General features: G+C 50.9%; 18 protein-coding genes. All 18 read left to right on the top strand.

Annotated elements, in window-relative coordinates; translation table 11 throughout:
• The first annotated feature begins 5 nt into the window (after positions 1-5).
• The 18 genes from cheY (at position 6) to JIG40_RS05270 (ending at position 15,453) form a co-directional block, all read left to right on the top strand.
• Positions 6-374 (top strand): chemotaxis response regulator CheY, encoded by a 369-nt coding sequence (gene cheY, locus JIG40_RS05355; protein WP_032080975.1) that lies wholly within the window; start codon positions 6-8, stop codon positions 372-374.
• Between the two features lie 57 nt (positions 375-431).
• Positions 432-1,148, top strand: coding sequence for a protein phosphatase CheZ (locus JIG40_RS05350; protein WP_020331236.1), 717 nt, complete (start codon positions 432-434; stop codon positions 1,146-1,148).
• A gap of 9 nt (positions 1,149-1,157) precedes the next feature.
• Entirely contained in the window at positions 1,158-3,425 is a 2,268-nt protein-coding gene (locus tag JIG40_RS05345) for a chemotaxis protein CheA (RefSeq protein ID WP_199464924.1), read from the top strand.
• A gap of 25 nt (positions 3,426-3,450) precedes the next feature.
• Entirely contained in the window at positions 3,451-4,581 is a 1,131-nt protein-coding gene (locus JIG40_RS05340; protein ID WP_199464923.1) for a chemotaxis response regulator protein-glutamate methylesterase, read from the top strand.
• A 9-nt stretch (positions 4,582-4,590) separates the two neighbouring features.
• Complete coding sequence (locus JIG40_RS05335; RefSeq protein ID WP_032080978.1) at positions 4,591-5,367, top strand: ParA family protein; 777 nt, start codon at positions 4,591-4,593, stop codon at positions 5,365-5,367.
• Positions 5,360-6,340 (top strand): chemotaxis protein CheW, encoded by a 981-nt coding sequence (locus tag JIG40_RS05330; protein ID WP_172559575.1) that lies wholly within the window; start codon positions 5,360-5,362, stop codon positions 6,338-6,340. The genes JIG40_RS05335 and JIG40_RS05330 overlap by 8 nt, the downstream gene beginning before the upstream one ends.
• 37 nt (positions 6,341-6,377) lie before the next feature.
• Complete coding sequence (locus tag JIG40_RS05325) at positions 6,378-6,872, top strand: chemotaxis protein CheW (protein ID WP_020331244.1); 495 nt, start codon at positions 6,378-6,380, stop codon at positions 6,870-6,872.
• Positions 6,872-7,378, top strand: a complete 507-nt coding sequence (locus tag JIG40_RS05320) for a DUF2802 domain-containing protein (protein ID WP_199464922.1) — start codon at positions 6,872-6,874, stop codon at positions 7,376-7,378. The genes JIG40_RS05325 and JIG40_RS05320 overlap by 1 nt, the downstream gene beginning before the upstream one ends.
• A gap of 215 nt (positions 7,379-7,593) precedes the next feature.
• A complete protein-coding gene (ccmA, locus tag JIG40_RS05315; protein ID WP_032080981.1) occupies positions 7,594-8,214 on the top strand; it encodes a cytochrome c biogenesis heme-transporting ATPase CcmA in 621 nt (206 codons plus the stop codon).
• Positions 8,214-8,882 carry a heme exporter protein CcmB gene (ccmB, locus tag JIG40_RS05310; RefSeq protein WP_020331247.1) on the top strand — a complete coding sequence of 223 codons (669 nt, stop codon included), beginning with the start codon at positions 8,214-8,216 and terminating at the stop codon, positions 8,880-8,882. The genes ccmA and ccmB overlap by 1 nt, the downstream gene beginning before the upstream one ends.
• A gap of 92 nt (positions 8,883-8,974) precedes the next feature.
• A complete protein-coding gene (locus tag JIG40_RS05305) occupies positions 8,975-9,727 on the top strand; it encodes a heme ABC transporter permease (protein WP_199464921.1) in 753 nt (250 codons plus the stop codon).
• 1 nt (position 9,728) lies between these two features.
• Positions 9,729-9,935 carry a heme exporter protein CcmD gene (gene ccmD / locus JIG40_RS05300; protein ID WP_020331249.1) on the top strand — a complete coding sequence of 69 codons (207 nt, stop codon included), beginning with the start codon at positions 9,729-9,731 and terminating at the stop codon, positions 9,933-9,935.
• Positions 9,932-10,414, top strand: a complete 483-nt coding sequence (gene ccmE / locus JIG40_RS05295; RefSeq protein ID WP_199464920.1) for a cytochrome c maturation protein CcmE — start codon at positions 9,932-9,934, stop codon at positions 10,412-10,414. Before ccmD ends, ccmE begins: the two co-directional genes overlap by 4 nt.
• On the top strand, positions 10,411-12,366 hold the full coding sequence (locus tag JIG40_RS05290; RefSeq protein WP_020331251.1) for a heme lyase CcmF/NrfE family subunit: 1,956 nt from the start codon (positions 10,411-10,413) through the stop codon (positions 12,364-12,366). Before ccmE ends, JIG40_RS05290 begins: the two co-directional genes overlap by 4 nt.
• A 3-nt stretch (positions 12,367-12,369) precedes the next feature.
• Entirely contained in the window at positions 12,370-12,921 is a 552-nt protein-coding gene (locus JIG40_RS05285) for a DsbE family thiol:disulfide interchange protein (protein ID WP_020331252.1), read from the top strand.
• The gene (locus JIG40_RS05280; RefSeq protein WP_199464919.1) at positions 12,921-13,403 is read left to right on the top strand and encodes a cytochrome c-type biogenesis protein; all 483 of its coding nucleotides are present in this window, start codon (positions 12,921-12,923) and stop codon (positions 13,401-13,403) included. The genes JIG40_RS05285 and JIG40_RS05280 overlap by 1 nt, the downstream gene beginning before the upstream one ends.
• Positions 13,403-14,626, top strand: a complete 1,224-nt coding sequence (gene ccmI / locus JIG40_RS05275; protein WP_199464918.1) for a c-type cytochrome biogenesis protein CcmI — start codon at positions 13,403-13,405, stop codon at positions 14,624-14,626. Before JIG40_RS05280 ends, ccmI begins: the two co-directional genes overlap by 1 nt.
• Before the next feature lie 74 nt (positions 14,627-14,700).
• Positions 14,701-15,453, top strand: coding sequence for a VacJ family lipoprotein (locus JIG40_RS05270; protein WP_032080985.1), 753 nt, complete (start codon positions 14,701-14,703; stop codon positions 15,451-15,453).
• The last annotated feature ends 8 nt before the right edge of the window (positions 15,454-15,461 follow it).

The raw sequence follows: 15,461 nt of genomic DNA, 5'->3' as shown, positions 1-15,461 counted from the left end.
AAAACATGAAAATCCTTATTGTTGACGATTTTTCAACAATGCGCCGTATTGTAAAAAACCTTCTTCGTGACCTGGGTTTCAACAACACTCAGGAAGCGGACGACGGCTTGACGGCTTTGCCTATGCTTAAAAAGGGTGAATTTGATTTCGTGGTGACAGATTGGAATATGCCTGGTATGCAAGGCATTGATCTTCTGAGAAACATTCGTGCGGATGAAGAGTTGAAACATCTTCCTGTCCTGATGATCACAGCTGAAGCGAAACGTGAGCAGATCATCGAAGCAGCTCAAGCGGGCGTTAACGGTTACATCGTTAAGCCATTCACAGCGGCGACTCTGAAAGAAAAACTAGAAAAAATCTTCGAGCGTCTCTAAAACTTTCGTTTAGACAAAAGTTTGCTCTATTCAAACGCGTGAAAGGCTAATTACAGGATGATTTCATTAGAACAAGCCAAAGAACTCGTTCAATTGCTTGAGAATGGACAGCAGGACAGCGCGAACCTTCTGGTTAAGCAGCTGTATGAATCGGAACGCAACCCAATGTTGCAAGAGATCGGTGCCTTGACACGCGATCTGCACGATTCCCTGAATCAATTCCATATCGATGAGCGAATGAGTCAGATAGCCAATGACGAAATTCCTGATGCCCGAGACAGATTGCATTACGTCATTGAAAAAACCGAAGTCGCAGCGAACAAAACCATGGATGCCGTGGATCGTTGTATGCCGATTGCAGACAGTTTGCACGAAAGCCTACTGTTGGTTCGTCCTCAATGGAACGAACTTATGCATGGAAAAATTGAACTGAGTGAGTTCAAAGCATTGTGTCACCGAATCGACAATATTCTTTCTCAAATAGAAGGTGACAGCAGTGAATTGCGCGGGCAATTGACCGAAATTCTGATGGCTCAAGACTTCCAGGACCTAACCGGACAAATCATTCGTCGCGTGATCACGCTGGTGAATGAAGTTGAAAAACGTCTGGTCGATATTTTGACAGTCTTTGGTACCAATCAAATAGAACAACAAGATAAAGCCAAGAAAGCATCAACTGAGCCTGAGGGACCAATTCTCAACCCTCACGAACGCAGTGACGCGGTTTCATCTCAAGACGAAGTAGATGACTTGCTATCGAGTCTTGGATTTTAGGGGTAACGTATGAGCTACGATTTAGACGAAGATATTCTTCAGGACTTTTTGGTTGAAGCGGGTGAGATTCTCGAATTGCTCTCAGAACAGCTGGTTGAGCTAGAGAACAATCCGGAAGACCGAGATCTTTTAAACGCTATTTTCCGCGGCTTTCATACCGTTAAAGGTGGTGCGGGTTTCTTATCCCTGACCGAACTGGTTGAAACGTGTCACGGTGCTGAAAACGTGTTCGATATTCTTCGAAACGGTCAGCGCAGTGTGTCACCGAGCCTGATGGATACCATGTTGCGCGCGCTGGACACCGTCAACGAACAGTTCCGTGCTGTGCAAGATCATGAACCTCTTGAACCTGCCGATCCGCAACTGCTCGACGAGCTGCACCACTTGTGCCGTCCTGAGTCTGAAGATGAAGCTCATGCAGAGGTTGAAGAGCCTGTAATCGAAGATGTGGTCGAAGAGATTGTTGAACCTGAAATTGTTGCCAGTGCTCCGGTGAGCGCCGTCGCGGCTGAGTCTATCGACGACATCACAGAAGACGAATTTGAGAAATTGTTGGACGAGTTGCATGGCAAAGGCCGTGCGCCAGGTGCTGACACTCAACAAGTGGAACCTGCCGCTCAGGCACCCCAAACACCCGCTCCGACGCCTGCCAGTAGCGATGCTGGTGGCGATATCACCGATGACGAGTTCGAACGTCTTCTGGATGAACTGCACGGCAAAGGTAAAGGCCCGTCTGTCAATACTCCGGCAGAACCTGAAAAGCCAAAAGCACCTGCGCCAACGACCAAAGCGTCAACGCCTAAGTCGTCTTCAGACAGCGACTTGATGACAGACGAAGAGTTTGAAAAGCTGCTGGATGAGTTGCACGGTGTGGGTAAAGGCCCATCTATCGAAGAGCTGGAAATGGCGACTCGCCCGGTAAGCGAGAATCCAAAGCCAGCTCCTGCGCCAGCGCCTAAAGCTCCAGCTGCGAAACCAGCACCGGCTGCTCAGACAACACCAAAAGTGGCTGCGGCCAAAGCGGCACCTGCGCCAAAAGTGATTGATGATTCAAGCGAGAAACGCGAAGTCGCTGCGGGTGGCGCGAAGAAAGCTCAGGCAGAAGCCACGGTGCGTGTGGATACGTCAACGCTGGATACCATCATGAACATGGTTGGTGAACTGGTACTGGTTCGCAACCGTCTGCTGAGCCTGGGCCTCAACAGCAACGACGAAGAGATGTCGAAAGCGGTCGCAAACCTAGATGTGGTGACTGCTGACTTGCAAGGCGCGGTGATGAAAACCCGCATGCAGCCAATCAAGAAAGTCTTTGGCCGCTTCCCTCGCGTTGTGCGTGATTTGGCGCGTAACCTGAATAAAGACATCGTGCTGGAAATGCGCGGTGAAGAGACCGATCTGGATAAAAACCTGGTTGAAGCCCTGGCGGATCCATTGATTCACTTGGTGCGCAACTCGGTTGACCACGGTATCGAAATGCCGGACGCTCGTGTTAAAGCGGGTAAACCACGTACTGGTAAAGTGATTCTTTCTGCGTCGCAGGAAGGGGACCATATTGAGCTGGCGATCGTCGACGACGGCGGCGGTATGGATCCGAATAAACTGCGCAGTATCGCCGTGAAGCGCGGCATGATGGACGAAGATGCGGCTTCGCGTCTGTCCGACAAAGAGTGTTTCAACCTGATCTTTATGCCGGGCTTCTCAAGTAAAGAGCAAATTTCGGATATCTCGGGTCGTGGTGTAGGAATGGATGTGGTGAAAACCGCCATCAACACACTGAACGGTTCGATTGATATCGATTCTGAGATGGGCAAAGGCACCAAGATCACGATTAAAGTGCCACTGACTCTGGCGATTCTTCCAACGCTGATGGTTGGTGTCGCTGGTCACCCATTCGCGCTGCCATTGGCGAGCGTCAATGAAATTTTCCATCTGGATTTGAGCCGAACCAACGTGGTTGATGGTCAGCTAACCATCATCGTTCGTGATAAATCGATTCCACTGTTCTATCTGCAAAACTGGCTAGCGCCAAAAGCAGGTAAAGTGCAAGCTCGTAAAGGGCATGGCCATGTGGTGATCGTCCAGATTGGCAGCCAACGCGTTGGTTTCGTGGTTGACGCTCTGATTGGGCAGGAAGAGGTGGTGATTAAGCCACTGGACAAACTGCTGCAAGGTACGCCGGGTATGGCGGGCGCAACCATCACCAGTGATGGTCATATCGCACTGATTCTTGATGTGCCGGATTTGCTGAAACAGTACGCTGCTGCTTCTCGAATCTAGTTGACCACCTAAGATAAGGATAACTATGGCGATTAGAGTATTAGTTGTTGATGATTCAAGCTTCTTCCGACGTCGTGTGAGTGAAATCATCAACTCCGAATCGCGCTTAGAAGTGATTGATGTCGCGACTAACGGCAGAGAGGCGGTGGACAAAGCACAGCGTCTTAAACCCGATGTCATTACGATGGATATTGAAATGCCAGTCATGGACGGTATCACTGCCGTCCGTGAGATCATGGCATCCAATCCGACGCCAATTCTGATGTTTTCATCGCTGACGCACGATGGCGCGAAAGCGACACTGGATGCGCTGGATGCCGGTGCGCTGGATTTCTTACCGAAGAAATTTGAAGATATCGCGCGTAACCGTGACGAAGCGGTTGCGTTGCTGCAACAACGCGTGTTGCAAATTGCCGCTAAGAAAGCGTTTATGCGCCGACCGGTCGTATCTCGTCCGGCTGTGTCATCACCTGCGCCAACTTCTGGCTCAAGTTTGCTTAACCGCACTCAGCCGACGACACCGTCATTGAGTTCAAGCAGACCCGTTGCGGCGGCAACGCGTTTCAAAGCCTCCGGTAAGAAATATCAGCTTACGGCTATCGGTACTTCGACCGGTGGCCCGGTCGCATTGCAAAAAATTCTCACCAAGCTACCCGCAAATTATCCGCATCCGATTGTGCTGATTCAGCACATGCCTGCGACCTTTACCGCCGCATTTGCCAGCCGTCTGAACTCACTATGCAAGATTGAAGTGAAAGAAGCTGAAGATGGTGATGTGCTGCGTCCTGGTGTCGCTTATCTGGCGCCGGGCGGTAAACAAATGATGCTGGAAGGTCGTCCAGGCGCGGCTAAGCTGCGCATTATAGATGGCGGTGAGCGCATGAATTATAAGCCGTGTGTGGATGTCACCTTTGGCTCCGCGTCCAAAGTCTACGGCGACAAAGTCTTGTCGATGGTGCTGACCGGAATGGGCGCTGATGGCCGCGAAGGTGCGCGTATGCTCAAGAATGCAGGCGCGACCATCTGGGCACAGGATGAAGACAGTTGTGTGGTGTATGGCATGCCGCAAGCCGTCGCGAAAGCCGGTATTTCGAGTGAAGATTTACCTCTGGATCGCATTGCAGAGCGCATGCTGGTCGAAGTCGGTTTGGCCTAAGGAAGCGCAATGATTGTTTGGAGTGTTGCAAACCAAAAAGGCGGCGTCGGTAAAACGACCACAACCATCACGCTTGCTGGCTTGCTGAGCAAACAAGGTAAGCGTGTTTTGCTGGTTGATACGGACCCGCACGCTTCACTGACGACTTATCTGGGTTATGACTCTGATGGTGTTCCGGCCAGCCTGTTTGACCTGTTTCAGCTGCGCGAGTACACCGAGCATACGGTTGAGCCTCTGATTCTGCGTACCGATGTGGAAGGAATAGACCTGATCCCTGCACACATGTCGCTGGCGACACTGGATCGGGTGATGGGAAACCGCAGCGGTATGGGATTGATTCTCAAACGTGCCTTGCTGGCGCTGCGTCAACGTTATGACTATGTGTTGATCGACTGTCCGCCCATTCTTGGCGTGATGATGGTTAACGCACTGGCGGCCAGCGATCGTATTTTGATCCCGGTACAGACAGAGTTTCTGGCGATGAAAGGCTTGGAGCGCATGGTGCGTACGTTGGCAATTATGCAAAAGTCGCGCAATCGTGAATTTAAGGTCACCATCGTACCAACCATGTACGACAAACGTACGCGCGCCTCATTGCAGACACTGAACCAGCTCAAGAAAGATTACCCGGATCAGGTATGGACGTCGGCGGTGCCTATTGACACCAAGTTCCGCGATGCCAGCCTGAAACGTTTACCGGCATCCCATTTTGCTGAAGGTAGCCGGGGTGTTTTTGCGTACAAGCAATTACTTCTGTTTTTAGAGAGGCTGTCTATCAATGAGTAGCCCGTTGCTGTCGAGTGAACAAGCGCTGGATGATTACTTCACTGCTCTGCTAGATGAAGAGCTGGGTGAACAGGATCTTGCGCCGCAGAGTCAGCCTGAGCCAGAACCCGCACTGGAGCCGATGATGCAATCGGTGGCGGAAAAGAGTTACTTCGAAGAAGAGCTCGAAGAAATTGATTTACCCAACTTGGATGATGTCCAGCGTCTGCTGAGCCAGTTAGAAAACAGCAACCCGGTTGCTGAGCTGGATCTTGAAGAGGTGATGGAGCAGAACACCATTCAGATCGCTCAGGCTGAAGCGCCTGCTGCGGTGGAAGAGATTCAGGAATGGAGCATCGAACCCGAGGTCGTTGTTGAACCTCAAGCGTTGGTGGCCGAATCTGACGTCGAAACGTTGGAAGAAGTCGAAGCACTGAACGGCACCAGCTTAGAACAAGAGCTGACTGCGGAGATTGAGGTTGATGAAACACCACAAACTCAGGCAGGCCGTTTTGATCTCAGTCGTTGGGATAACGCCGTACGTGCCGACAACTTTCAAGTACTCTACTTCGACGTCAACGGGGTGACTTTTGCTGTACCGCTGGATGAGCTGGGAGGTATTCACCGTAAAGGCTCTCTCAATCACCTGATTGGTCGTCCTGGCTGGTATCTTGGCCTCCAAACTAACCGTGATGCACAGCTGGATGTGGTGGATACGGCGAAGTGGGTGATGGCGGAAAAGCTACGCGATGACAGTTATAAAGCAGACTACCAGTACATCGTCATGCTCGGCGAAAGTATGTGGGGGTTGGCATGCACTAAACTATTAGGCACCGAGCTGCTGAATAGTGAAAAAGTTCGCTGGCGGGAACAAGTGGGTAAGCGCCCTTGGCTTGCTGGAATGGTTAAAGAAAAAATGTGTGCTCTGGTTCATGTTGAAGCATTGATCGCTATGCTTAATGCAGGACTTGATGTAAAAGCACTCGATAAATAATACATTTTTGTCGGAAACGACTTAGAGAGGAAAAGGTATGTCTCAAACTAACGAAGTTGAAGTGAGAAAAGAACACTCTAACGACGAAGTGCTGCAGTGGGTGACGTTCCAGCTAGAAGAAGAAACGTACGGCATCAATGTAATGCAAGTACGTGAAGTGCTGCGTTATACCGAAATCGCGCCAGTACCAGGTGCACCAGATTACGTGCTGGGTATCATTAACTTGCGTGGTAACGTGGTAACCGTTATCGACACTCGTTCTCGTTTTGGTTTGATGCAAGGTGAGATCACCGATAACACCCGTATCATCGTCATCGAATCTGAGCGCCAAGTGATTGGTATTCTGGTCGACAGCGTGGCCGAAGTGGTTTACCTACGTTCTTCTGAAATTGACACCACACCAAGCGTTGGCACCGATGAAAGCTCGAAGTTTATTCAGGGTGTAAGCAACCGTGACGGTAAACTACTGATTCTGGTAGACCTGAACAAGCTGCTTACCGATGAAGAATGGGATGAAATGGCTCATCTGTAATGGCTGATCTGGCTTGGTTAACGCCTCCTGTTATTGCAGGAGGCAGTGTACTGATTGTTTTGCTGCTGCTCTTGGCACTGCTTCGCCTGCGCCGCAGTTCGTCAAAACAGGCGGACTATTTCCGCCAACAGCTACGCCATCTGGATAAAGAGCTTCAGAAATCCAATAAGCAGGTTCTGGAAGTGCGCTCAGTGATGGTCGGGCTGGGGCAGAAAGTCTCAGAACAGCAGGACATTATCTTGCACCTCAATGAACGCCTCAAAGAGCTGGAAAACGCCGACACGGATGGCCGTTTGTACAGCCGCGCATCGAAGATGGTCAAGCTGGGTGCTGATATCAATGAGCTGATCGAAGAGTGCGAACTGCCAAAAGCCGAAGCGGAGCTGATGCTCTCGTTACAGAAGAAACTCTCCGGTAAAGAGGCGATTCCGCCGCTGAGCAGTCATCCGGAAAGAAAGATGGCTGCGCCGGGAGACAAAAGACCGGTACGCAAACCTTCTCGTTAGCCTGATGTGAACAGATAAAAAGGAAGTCGTGAGACTTCCTTTTTTGTTGGCTGGGATTTATGAAAGCATGTAACCAAAAAGGGTTAATTGCTTCAGAAAATAATTAAAAATTAACAGTTTCTTACTTAGTTTCGTGACTCGTAATACCCTTACTCTATTTAGTCTCTTCCGTGGTGTGGTAATATGGGCGCCCCAATTTATTGATTCAGAAGCCCATGCTGGAAGTAAAAAATCTCACTGCGATTCGTGATGAAAGAGTGCTGTTTGAAGGCTTGTCTTTCACCATTCAATCTGGCGAACTGGTCCAAATTGAAGGCCGTAATGGCACTGGCAAAACCACGTTGCTACGCATTGTGACCGGCTTGGGTGACCGCGATGATGGCGAGATCCATTGGAATAACGTCAACATCGAAGCGGATCGAGACAGCTACCATCAGGAACTGCTGTTTCTTGGCCATCAAACGGGTGTAAAACGAGAGCTGACCGCATTAGAAAACCTGCGTTTTTATCAAGCGGTACACGCTGTTGGCACGCAGGAAGAGGATTTGTACCAGGCGCTGACTCAGGTTGGGCTTGCCGGGCGTGAAGACGTGCCGGTGGCACAGCTGTCTGCCGGGCAGCAGCGCCGCGTGGCGTTGGCTCGCTTGTGGCTCAGCCGCCAGAAGTTGTGGATCCTTGATGAACCTCTGACGGCGATTGATAAACAAGGGGTGAAAGTATTGGAAGCCCTCTTTTTGCAGCATGCCGAACAAGGTGGGATCGTGGTGCTGACCACTCACCAGGATATGTTCGCTGACAATCCGAAACTGCGCAAAATTAAGTTAGGAGACGCCTGATGCTATCGACCATGACCACCATCATTCGTCGTGAACTGCTGATCGCGTTTCGCCGTCAGGCTGACATTTTCAACCCGCTGTGGTTTTTCATCATCGTGATTACGCTGTTCCCTCTTAGCATCGGCCCTGATCCAAGTTTATTGTCCCGTATTGCGCCTGGCATCGTTTGGGTTGCCGCATTGCTGTCGGCATTGCTTTCGCTTGAGCGCCTGTTTCGCGATGATTATCAGGACGGCTCACTGGAACAAATGATGCTGATGCCAGTCCCATTACCTGTGGTGGTGATTTCAAAAGTATTGGCACATTGGCTGCTGACGGGGGTGCCGTTGATTTTAATCAGTCCGCTGCTGGCCATTCTGTTGTCATTGGATATGAATACTTGGATTTCAGTGGTGCTGACGTTACTGCTCGGAACGCCAACCCTCAGTTTTATTGGTGCAATCGGTGTGGCTTTGACGGTCGGGCTGCAAAAAGGCGGCGTGCTGCTCAGTTTGCTGGTTTTACCGCTCTACATCCCAATTTTGATCTTCGCCACATCAGCCATAGATGCGGCGTCATTGGGAATGGCGTACAACGGACAATTGGCGATTCTGGCGGCGATGTTTATGGGCGCATTGACCCTGACACCGTTTGCGATCAGTGCTGCGTTGCGAGTAAGTGTCAATTAGTTGTTCTCGATCAAGCACGAAAAATTCCCGTTAGATAAATTGCAAACCGAACAATTCAGATTCGGTACTTGAAGTAAAAGTGAGAGTAAACAATGTGGAAATGGCTACATCCCTACGCCAAACCAGAGTCGGCCTATCGCCTGTGCGGTAAGTTTCTGCCTTGGTTTGCGATTTTAGCTCTGTTGTGTTTATCCGCAGGTACAGTCTGGGGACTGGCCTACGCGCCTTCTGATTATCAGCAGGGAGACAGTTTTCGTATCATTTATATCCACGTGCCTGCTGCTATCTGGTCGATGGGCGTTTACATGTCGATGGCGATTGCTGCCTTTGTCGGCATTGTGTGGCAGGTAAAACTGTCGGACATGGCTGCATCCGCGATGGCACCCATCGGCGCAGTCTACACCTTCATCGCACTGATTACGGGCGCTGTGTGGGGTAAGCCGATGTGGGGTACCTGGTGGGTGTGGGACGCGCGTCTGACCTCAGAACTTATTCTTCTGTTTCTCTATCTCGGTGTGATTGCGCTTTATCACGCGTTTGATGATCAGAAAACCGCAGCCAAAGCGGCGGGTATTCTGGCGATTGTCGGTGTGATCAACCTGCCAATCATTCACTATTCCGTGGAGTGGTGGAATACCCTGCATCAGGGCGCCACCATCACCAAATTCGATAAACCTTCGATTTCGAGCGATATGCTGTGGCCGCTGCTGCTGAACATATTCGGCTTCGCGTTCTTCTTTGGCGCGTTGACCATGATTCGCCTGCGCAATGAAATCATCAGCAAAGAGAGTCACCGCCCGTGGGTGATTCAACTGGCCGCAACGCAGTCACAGAGAGGGAAATAAGATGCACTTTGAATCTATGAGCGATTTCTGGGCAATGGGAGGCTACGCGGCTTACGTGTGGAGTTCCTTTGGTATTACTTTCTTATCAATGTTGATTTTGTGGGTGGCGAGTGTTCGCCGCGGTCAAACGCTACTGAATGAAGTCCAGGCTAAAGTAGCGCGTCAGGCACGAATCGATGCAGCGAAAAATATGGAGAACACACTATGAATCCAAGACGCAAAAAGCGCCTCGGTATTGTGCTGGCGATTTTCATCGGCCTAGGTGCCACCATCGGTCTCGTTCTGTACGCACTGAATCAAAATATGGACCTGTTTTACACCCCTAGTGAACTGGTGAACGGTAAAGATGGCAAAAAGCCGGAAGTGGGCCAGCGCCTGCGCATCGGTGGAATGGTCGAAGTCGGGTCTGTTAAACGCGATCCTAGCTCGCTTAAAGTGAGCTTTTTACTGCATGACAAAGGTCCTTCAGTGACGGTGATCTACGAAGGTATCCTGCCGGACCTGTTCCGTGAAGGTCAGGGCATTGTGGCTCAGGGCGTGCTGAAAGACGCAACGACCGTAGAAGCATTTGAAGTGCTGGCTAAGCACGACGAAGAGTACATACCACCTGAAATTGCTGAAGCGATGCAGAAAAACCATTCACCCATGAGCTACTCACAAGATCAAATGCAAGGAAGTACCAAATGATTGCGGAAATCGGTCACTTTGCGCTGATTCTGGCGCTGGCGCTAGCCGTGCTGCTCAGCGTACTTCCTCTGGTCGGAGCGTCCAAAAACAACCATGTGCTGATGAATGCGGCGCGACCGCTGTCGATTGGCATGTTTATGATGCTGGCGTTGTCGTTCGGTATTCTGCTGTGGGCGTTTTACACCAACGATTTCACGTTGCAGTACGTGGCCAGCAACTCCAACAGCCAATTGCCGTGGTATTACCGTCTGACGGCGGTGTGGGGCGCGCATGAAGGTTCACTGTTGCTGTGGGTGCTGATTCAGGCCGGCTGGACACTTGCGGTGGCGACGTTGAGCCGAGGTATGCCTCAGGAGTCGGTGGCGAGGGTATTGGCCGTGATGGGCTTAATCAGTGTCGGTTTCCTGCTGTTTATCATCGTGACATCGAACCCGTTCACCCGCACCTTACCGCATTTTCCGATTGACGGCCGCGACCTCAACCCGCTGTTGCAGGACCCTGGTCTGATCATTCACCCGCCAATGCTCTACATGGGTTATGTGGGATTCTCGGTTGCGTTCTCATTTGCGATTGCGTCTTTGATGACCGGCCGCTTAGATACCGCTTGGGCTCGTTGGTCACGTCCGTGGACAACCGCTGCGTGGCTGTTTCTGACCGTAGGTATTGCGCTGGGTTCCTGGTGGGCATACTACGAACTTGGCTGGGGTGGCTGGTGGTTCTGGGATCCGGTAGAGAACGCGTCATTCATGCCTTGGTTGGCTGGTACCGCGCTGATGCATTCGCTGGCGGTTACTGAAAAACGTGGCACCTTTAAAGCATGGACTGTGCTGTTGGCTATCTCCGCGTTCTCGCTCAGCCTTTTGGGTACCTTCCTGGTGCGCTCCGGTATTCTGGTTTCGGTACACGCGTTTGCGTCCGATCCGGCGCGCGGCATGTTCATTCTTGGCTTCCTGGTGTTCGTCATCGGCGGTTCACTGCTGTTGTTCGCGCTGAAAGGCTCATCGGTACGTGTGCGTGGTAATTTCGAACTTGTGTCGCGTGAAAACGCTCTGTTGGCTAACAACGTGCTGTTGATCGCTGCTCTGGTTGTCGTGCTGATTGGTACGTTGTTGCCGCTGGTGCATAAACAGTTGGGTTTAGGCTCGGTATCGATTGGTGCACCGTTCTTCAACACCTTGTTCGCCTGGCTGATGGTGCCGTTTGCCTTCCTGTTGGGCATCGGCCCTCTCATTCGCTGGAAGCGTGACAACCTGTCGAAACTGATTAAACCGATGCTGATTTCCGGCGTCATTGCGCTGCTGTTCGGTGCGTTGATCGTGCAACTGACGACAGAACACTTCAGCTCAATGGCATTCATGGGGTGGGTGATGGCGCTGTGGATTGTGTGCCTGCACGCAGTAGAACTGTATGAGCGTGCGACGCATCGTCACACCTTCTTGGCGGGTATCGGTAAATTGCAACGCAGTCACTGGTCGATGATGTTGGGTCACCTCGGTCTTGCTGTGACCATCATCGGTATCGCGATGGTCCAGAACTACAGTATCGAACGTGATGTCCGTCTGGCACCTGGCGAGCATTTCAAACTGCAAGAGTATGAGTTCTTCTTCAAAGGCCTGCGCGATAAAGATGGTCCGAACTACGACGGTTACATTGCCGATTTTGAAATCACTCAAAATGGTAAATACCTCAATACATTGCATGCTGAGAAACGTTTCTACCGCACTGCGCGTTCGATGATGACAGAGGCGGCCATTGACCGCGGTCTGACCCGCGATCTCTATATCGCAATGGGCGAGCGTCTGGATGACAACAACGCATGGGCAGTACGAATTTACTACAAACCATTTGTTCGCTGGATTTGGGCTGGTGCTTTGCTGATGGCGCTGGGTGGTGCGTTGGCCATCAGTGACAAACGCTACCGTTTCAGAAAAAACGCTCAGCAGGAGGCTTGATTGATGAATAAGAAGATTTTGTTTATTCCGCTGGCAGCATTTCTGGCGTTAGTTGCAGTGTTCGCTACCCAACTGGTCAAAAACTCCGAAGGTGATGACCCAACCAAACTGGAATCAGTGCTGGTGGGGCAGGCTGTGCCGCAGTTTCGTCTGGAAGATTTAGTCGAACCCGGCAAACTTTATGACCAATCGATTTTCAAAGGCGAGCCGTTACTGCTCAACGTGTGGGCCACATGGTGTCCCACCTGTTATGCCGAACACCAATACCTCAACCAGTTGGCAGGTAAAGGCGTAAAAATTATCGGTATGAACTACAAAGATCAGCGCGATAAAGCCGTGAAATGGCTGAACGATCTAGGCAATCCTTATCTGATTAGTTTGTTTGACGGTAATGGTATGCTGGGGCTTGATTTAGGCGTTTATGGTGCGCCGGAGACCTTCCTGATTGATGCCAATGGCGTCATCCGCTATCGCCATGTGGGGGATGTGAATCCTCGCAACTGGAAAGAGACGCTGGAACCGATGTACAACCAGCTGTTGCAGGAGGCCAAATGATGAAACGTTGGATACTGGCTGCTGCGGCAGCACTAATGGTTTCCTTAACTGCTCTGGCCGCGATTGATGTGTACGATTTCGACACGCCGGAGCAGGAAACTCAGTTTCAGGAGCTGAGCAATACGCTGCGCTGTCCGAAATGTCAGAACAATTCAATCGCGGATTCCAACGCTGAACTCGCGAAAGACCTGCGTCATAAAGTGTATGAAATGACAAAAGAGGGCAAATCCAAAGACGAAATCGTCGATTACATGATTGCCCGCTACGGTAACTTCGTCACGTACAACCCGCCGTTTACGCTCAGTACGGCGATTTTGTGGCTCGGCCCGGTATCCGTGCTGTTGATCGGTTTTGGCGTGATTGTCATTCGCAGCCGCCGCAGCAAAACGGCTGCAACAAACAATAACGCTCAATGGGATAGGGACAAAGAAGCGCGTCTGAAGGCGCTGCTGGAAGAAGATAAAGACGGAGATAAGCAATAATGACGTTATTTTGGATTTCGACGCTTATCCTGGTGGCTATTGCCTGCGTCTTCATTGCCATTCCGCTGATTCAGAAAAAGGCCAACAACGACACCGTACTGCGCGATGAGCTCAACAAAGCTTTCTATAAAGACCGCTTAAATGAGCTGCAGGAAGAGACGGCAGAGGGCCTGGTGGACAACCAGCAGGACCTGATTGCCGACCTGAAACAATCTCTGCTGGACGATATTCCGGCCGACAAGCAGGCGACGCAGCAGAGCCAGGTCTCGACGTTAGCAGTACTGGTACCGTCAGTCTTGCTCGTCGTGCTGCTCAGCTACGGTATGTACGCCAAATTTGGTAACTACGATAAAGTGGAGCACTGGCAACAAGTGAGTGCCGACTTACCGCAGTTGACTCGTAAGCTGATGGCGCCGCAAGGTCAGGGTGTTGAGCTAACGGATCAGGAAATGGAAGACTTGACGCTCTCTCTGCGCACGCGCTTGTATTACCAACCGGAAGACTCGACTGGCTGGCTGCTGCTAGGGCGTATTGCGATGGCAAACCGTGACATGCAGACCGCAATTGGTGCAATGAAACACGCCTATGCGCTGGAGCCTCAGGATGGTGACATTCAGTTGGGGTACGCTCAGGCGCTGATGTTGTCAGATGATGAGATGGACCAGACTCAGGCTCGCTCGATTCTACAACGTCTCGCTAAACGCGATTACGTCGACCTGCGTGTCTACTCACTGCTTGCCTTTGATGCGTTCGAACGTGCCGATTACCCGTCAGCCATTCAATACTGGGACCTGATGCAAAAAATGATTGGCCCGAATGACAGTCGCTACGAAATGCTGACGCGCAGTATTGACAGTGCCAAACGTAAAATGGGTGAAGGCGTTGTCGAGGGTAAATCGGTCTCAGTGACCATTTCTCTGGCTGACAATGTTGTCCTGCCACAAAACGCGGTACTTATCGTCTCGGTACACAGTGCCGATGGCGCGCCAATGCCGATTGCGGCTGCCCGTTATCCGTTGAGCAGTTTCCCGCGTACGGTGGTATTGGACGATAACAACAGCATGATGCAAGGGCGTAAACTGTCAGATCTGTCTACACTCATGGTACGCGTTCGTATTGATACTGATGGCAACGTGTCGACTAAAGACGGCGACTGGTTTGGTGAAAGTCAGCCAGTGAATTTGGGCGAACCGGTTGAAGTTGTGATTAATAAACAGTATTAATTAGCGCTAGCTGTTTGTTTTAAATTAAAATAAAGGCCGATGAATGCATCGGCCTTTACGTATGGATAATAATAATGATTAGCCGCTTAGCACGGATTCTATCCCCAATATTGATGTTGGTATTAGTCGGTTGTAGCTCAACACCCAATACCACATCGAGTGATACTACTTCGAACGATCCACTGGAAGGTTTTAACCGTGCCATGTGGACCGTTAACTATGATTATCTCGACCCGTATCTGGTGCGTCCTGTCTCACTGGCTTACGTCGACTACGTACCGCAACCGATACGTCATGGCATCGCCAACTTCCTGGCCAACCTGGACGAACCTTCCAGCATGGTGAACAACTTGCTGATGGGCAATGGCACTAAAGCTCTCGACCACTTCAACCGTTTCTGGATTAACAGCACTTTTGGTCTCTTGGGTCTTATTGATATTGCATCGGAAGCGGGCATTACCAAACACGATGAAAAAGCGTTCAGTGATGCTGCAGGGCATTATGGGGTCGGCAACGGGCCATACGTGATGGTGCCGGGTTACGGGCCGTTTACCGTGCGTGAAACTACCGATGTCGTTGATGGTTTGTATGTACCACTGTCGTATCTCAACATCTGGGCTAGCATCGGTAAGTGGGCATTGGAAGGCATGGAAACCCGTGCGTCGTTAGTGTCGCAAGAGGCGATGCTCGACAATTCGCCAGACCCTTATGCATTGACACGTGAAGTCTATCTGCAGCACCGTGATTTTACCGCTGAGATAGAGAAAAACGATTACAACGATGCCGAGGAAGACTACCTCGACAACTACATGGAAGAAAACTTCTAACGGATAGT

It is taken from the genome of Vibrio sp. bablab_jr001, assembly GCF_016464285.1.
GTDB lineage: Bacteria > Pseudomonadota > Gammaproteobacteria > Enterobacterales > Vibrionaceae > Vibrio > Vibrio fluvialis.
This window is presented reverse-complemented; position numbering and strand designations above follow the sequence as displayed.

What these genes read in the sequence shown, in the direction of transcription:
- cheY (WP_032080975.1), top strand. Translation starts at nt 6, where the DNA reads ATGAAAATCCTTATTGTTGACGATTTTTCAACAATGCGCCGTATTGTA.
- JIG40_RS05350 (WP_020331236.1), top strand. Translation starts at nt 432, where the DNA reads ATGATTTCATTAGAACAAGCCAAAGAACTCGTTCAATTGCTTGAGAAT.
- JIG40_RS05345 (WP_199464924.1), top strand. Translation starts at nt 1,158, where the DNA reads ATGAGCTACGATTTAGACGAAGATATTCTTCAGGACTTTTTGGTTGAA.
- JIG40_RS05340 (WP_199464923.1), top strand. Translation starts at nt 3,451, where the DNA reads ATGGCGATTAGAGTATTAGTTGTTGATGATTCAAGCTTCTTCCGACGT.
- JIG40_RS05335 (WP_032080978.1), top strand. Translation starts at nt 4,591, where the DNA reads ATGATTGTTTGGAGTGTTGCAAACCAAAAAGGCGGCGTCGGTAAAACG.
- JIG40_RS05330 (WP_172559575.1), top strand. Translation starts at nt 5,360, where the DNA reads ATGAGTAGCCCGTTGCTGTCGAGTGAACAAGCGCTGGATGATTACTTC.
- JIG40_RS05325 (WP_020331244.1), top strand. Translation starts at nt 6,378, where the DNA reads ATGTCTCAAACTAACGAAGTTGAAGTGAGAAAAGAACACTCTAACGAC.
- JIG40_RS05320 (WP_199464922.1), top strand. Translation starts at nt 6,872, where the DNA reads ATGGCTGATCTGGCTTGGTTAACGCCTCCTGTTATTGCAGGAGGCAGT.
- ccmA (WP_032080981.1), top strand. Translation starts at nt 7,594, where the DNA reads ATGCTGGAAGTAAAAAATCTCACTGCGATTCGTGATGAAAGAGTGCTG.
- ccmB (WP_020331247.1), top strand. Translation starts at nt 8,214, where the DNA reads ATGCTATCGACCATGACCACCATCATTCGTCGTGAACTGCTGATCGCG.
- JIG40_RS05305 (WP_199464921.1), top strand. Translation starts at nt 8,975, where the DNA reads ATGTGGAAATGGCTACATCCCTACGCCAAACCAGAGTCGGCCTATCGC.
- ccmD (WP_020331249.1), top strand. Translation starts at nt 9,729, where the DNA reads ATGCACTTTGAATCTATGAGCGATTTCTGGGCAATGGGAGGCTACGCG.
- ccmE (WP_199464920.1), top strand. Translation starts at nt 9,932, where the DNA reads ATGAATCCAAGACGCAAAAAGCGCCTCGGTATTGTGCTGGCGATTTTC.
- JIG40_RS05290 (WP_020331251.1), top strand. Translation starts at nt 10,411, where the DNA reads ATGATTGCGGAAATCGGTCACTTTGCGCTGATTCTGGCGCTGGCGCTA.
- JIG40_RS05285 (WP_020331252.1), top strand. Translation starts at nt 12,370, where the DNA reads ATGAATAAGAAGATTTTGTTTATTCCGCTGGCAGCATTTCTGGCGTTA.
- JIG40_RS05280 (WP_199464919.1), top strand. Translation starts at nt 12,921, where the DNA reads ATGAAACGTTGGATACTGGCTGCTGCGGCAGCACTAATGGTTTCCTTA.
- ccmI (WP_199464918.1), top strand. Translation starts at nt 13,403, where the DNA reads ATGACGTTATTTTGGATTTCGACGCTTATCCTGGTGGCTATTGCCTGC.
- JIG40_RS05270 (WP_032080985.1), top strand. Translation starts at nt 14,701, where the DNA reads ATGATTAGCCGCTTAGCACGGATTCTATCCCCAATATTGATGTTGGTA.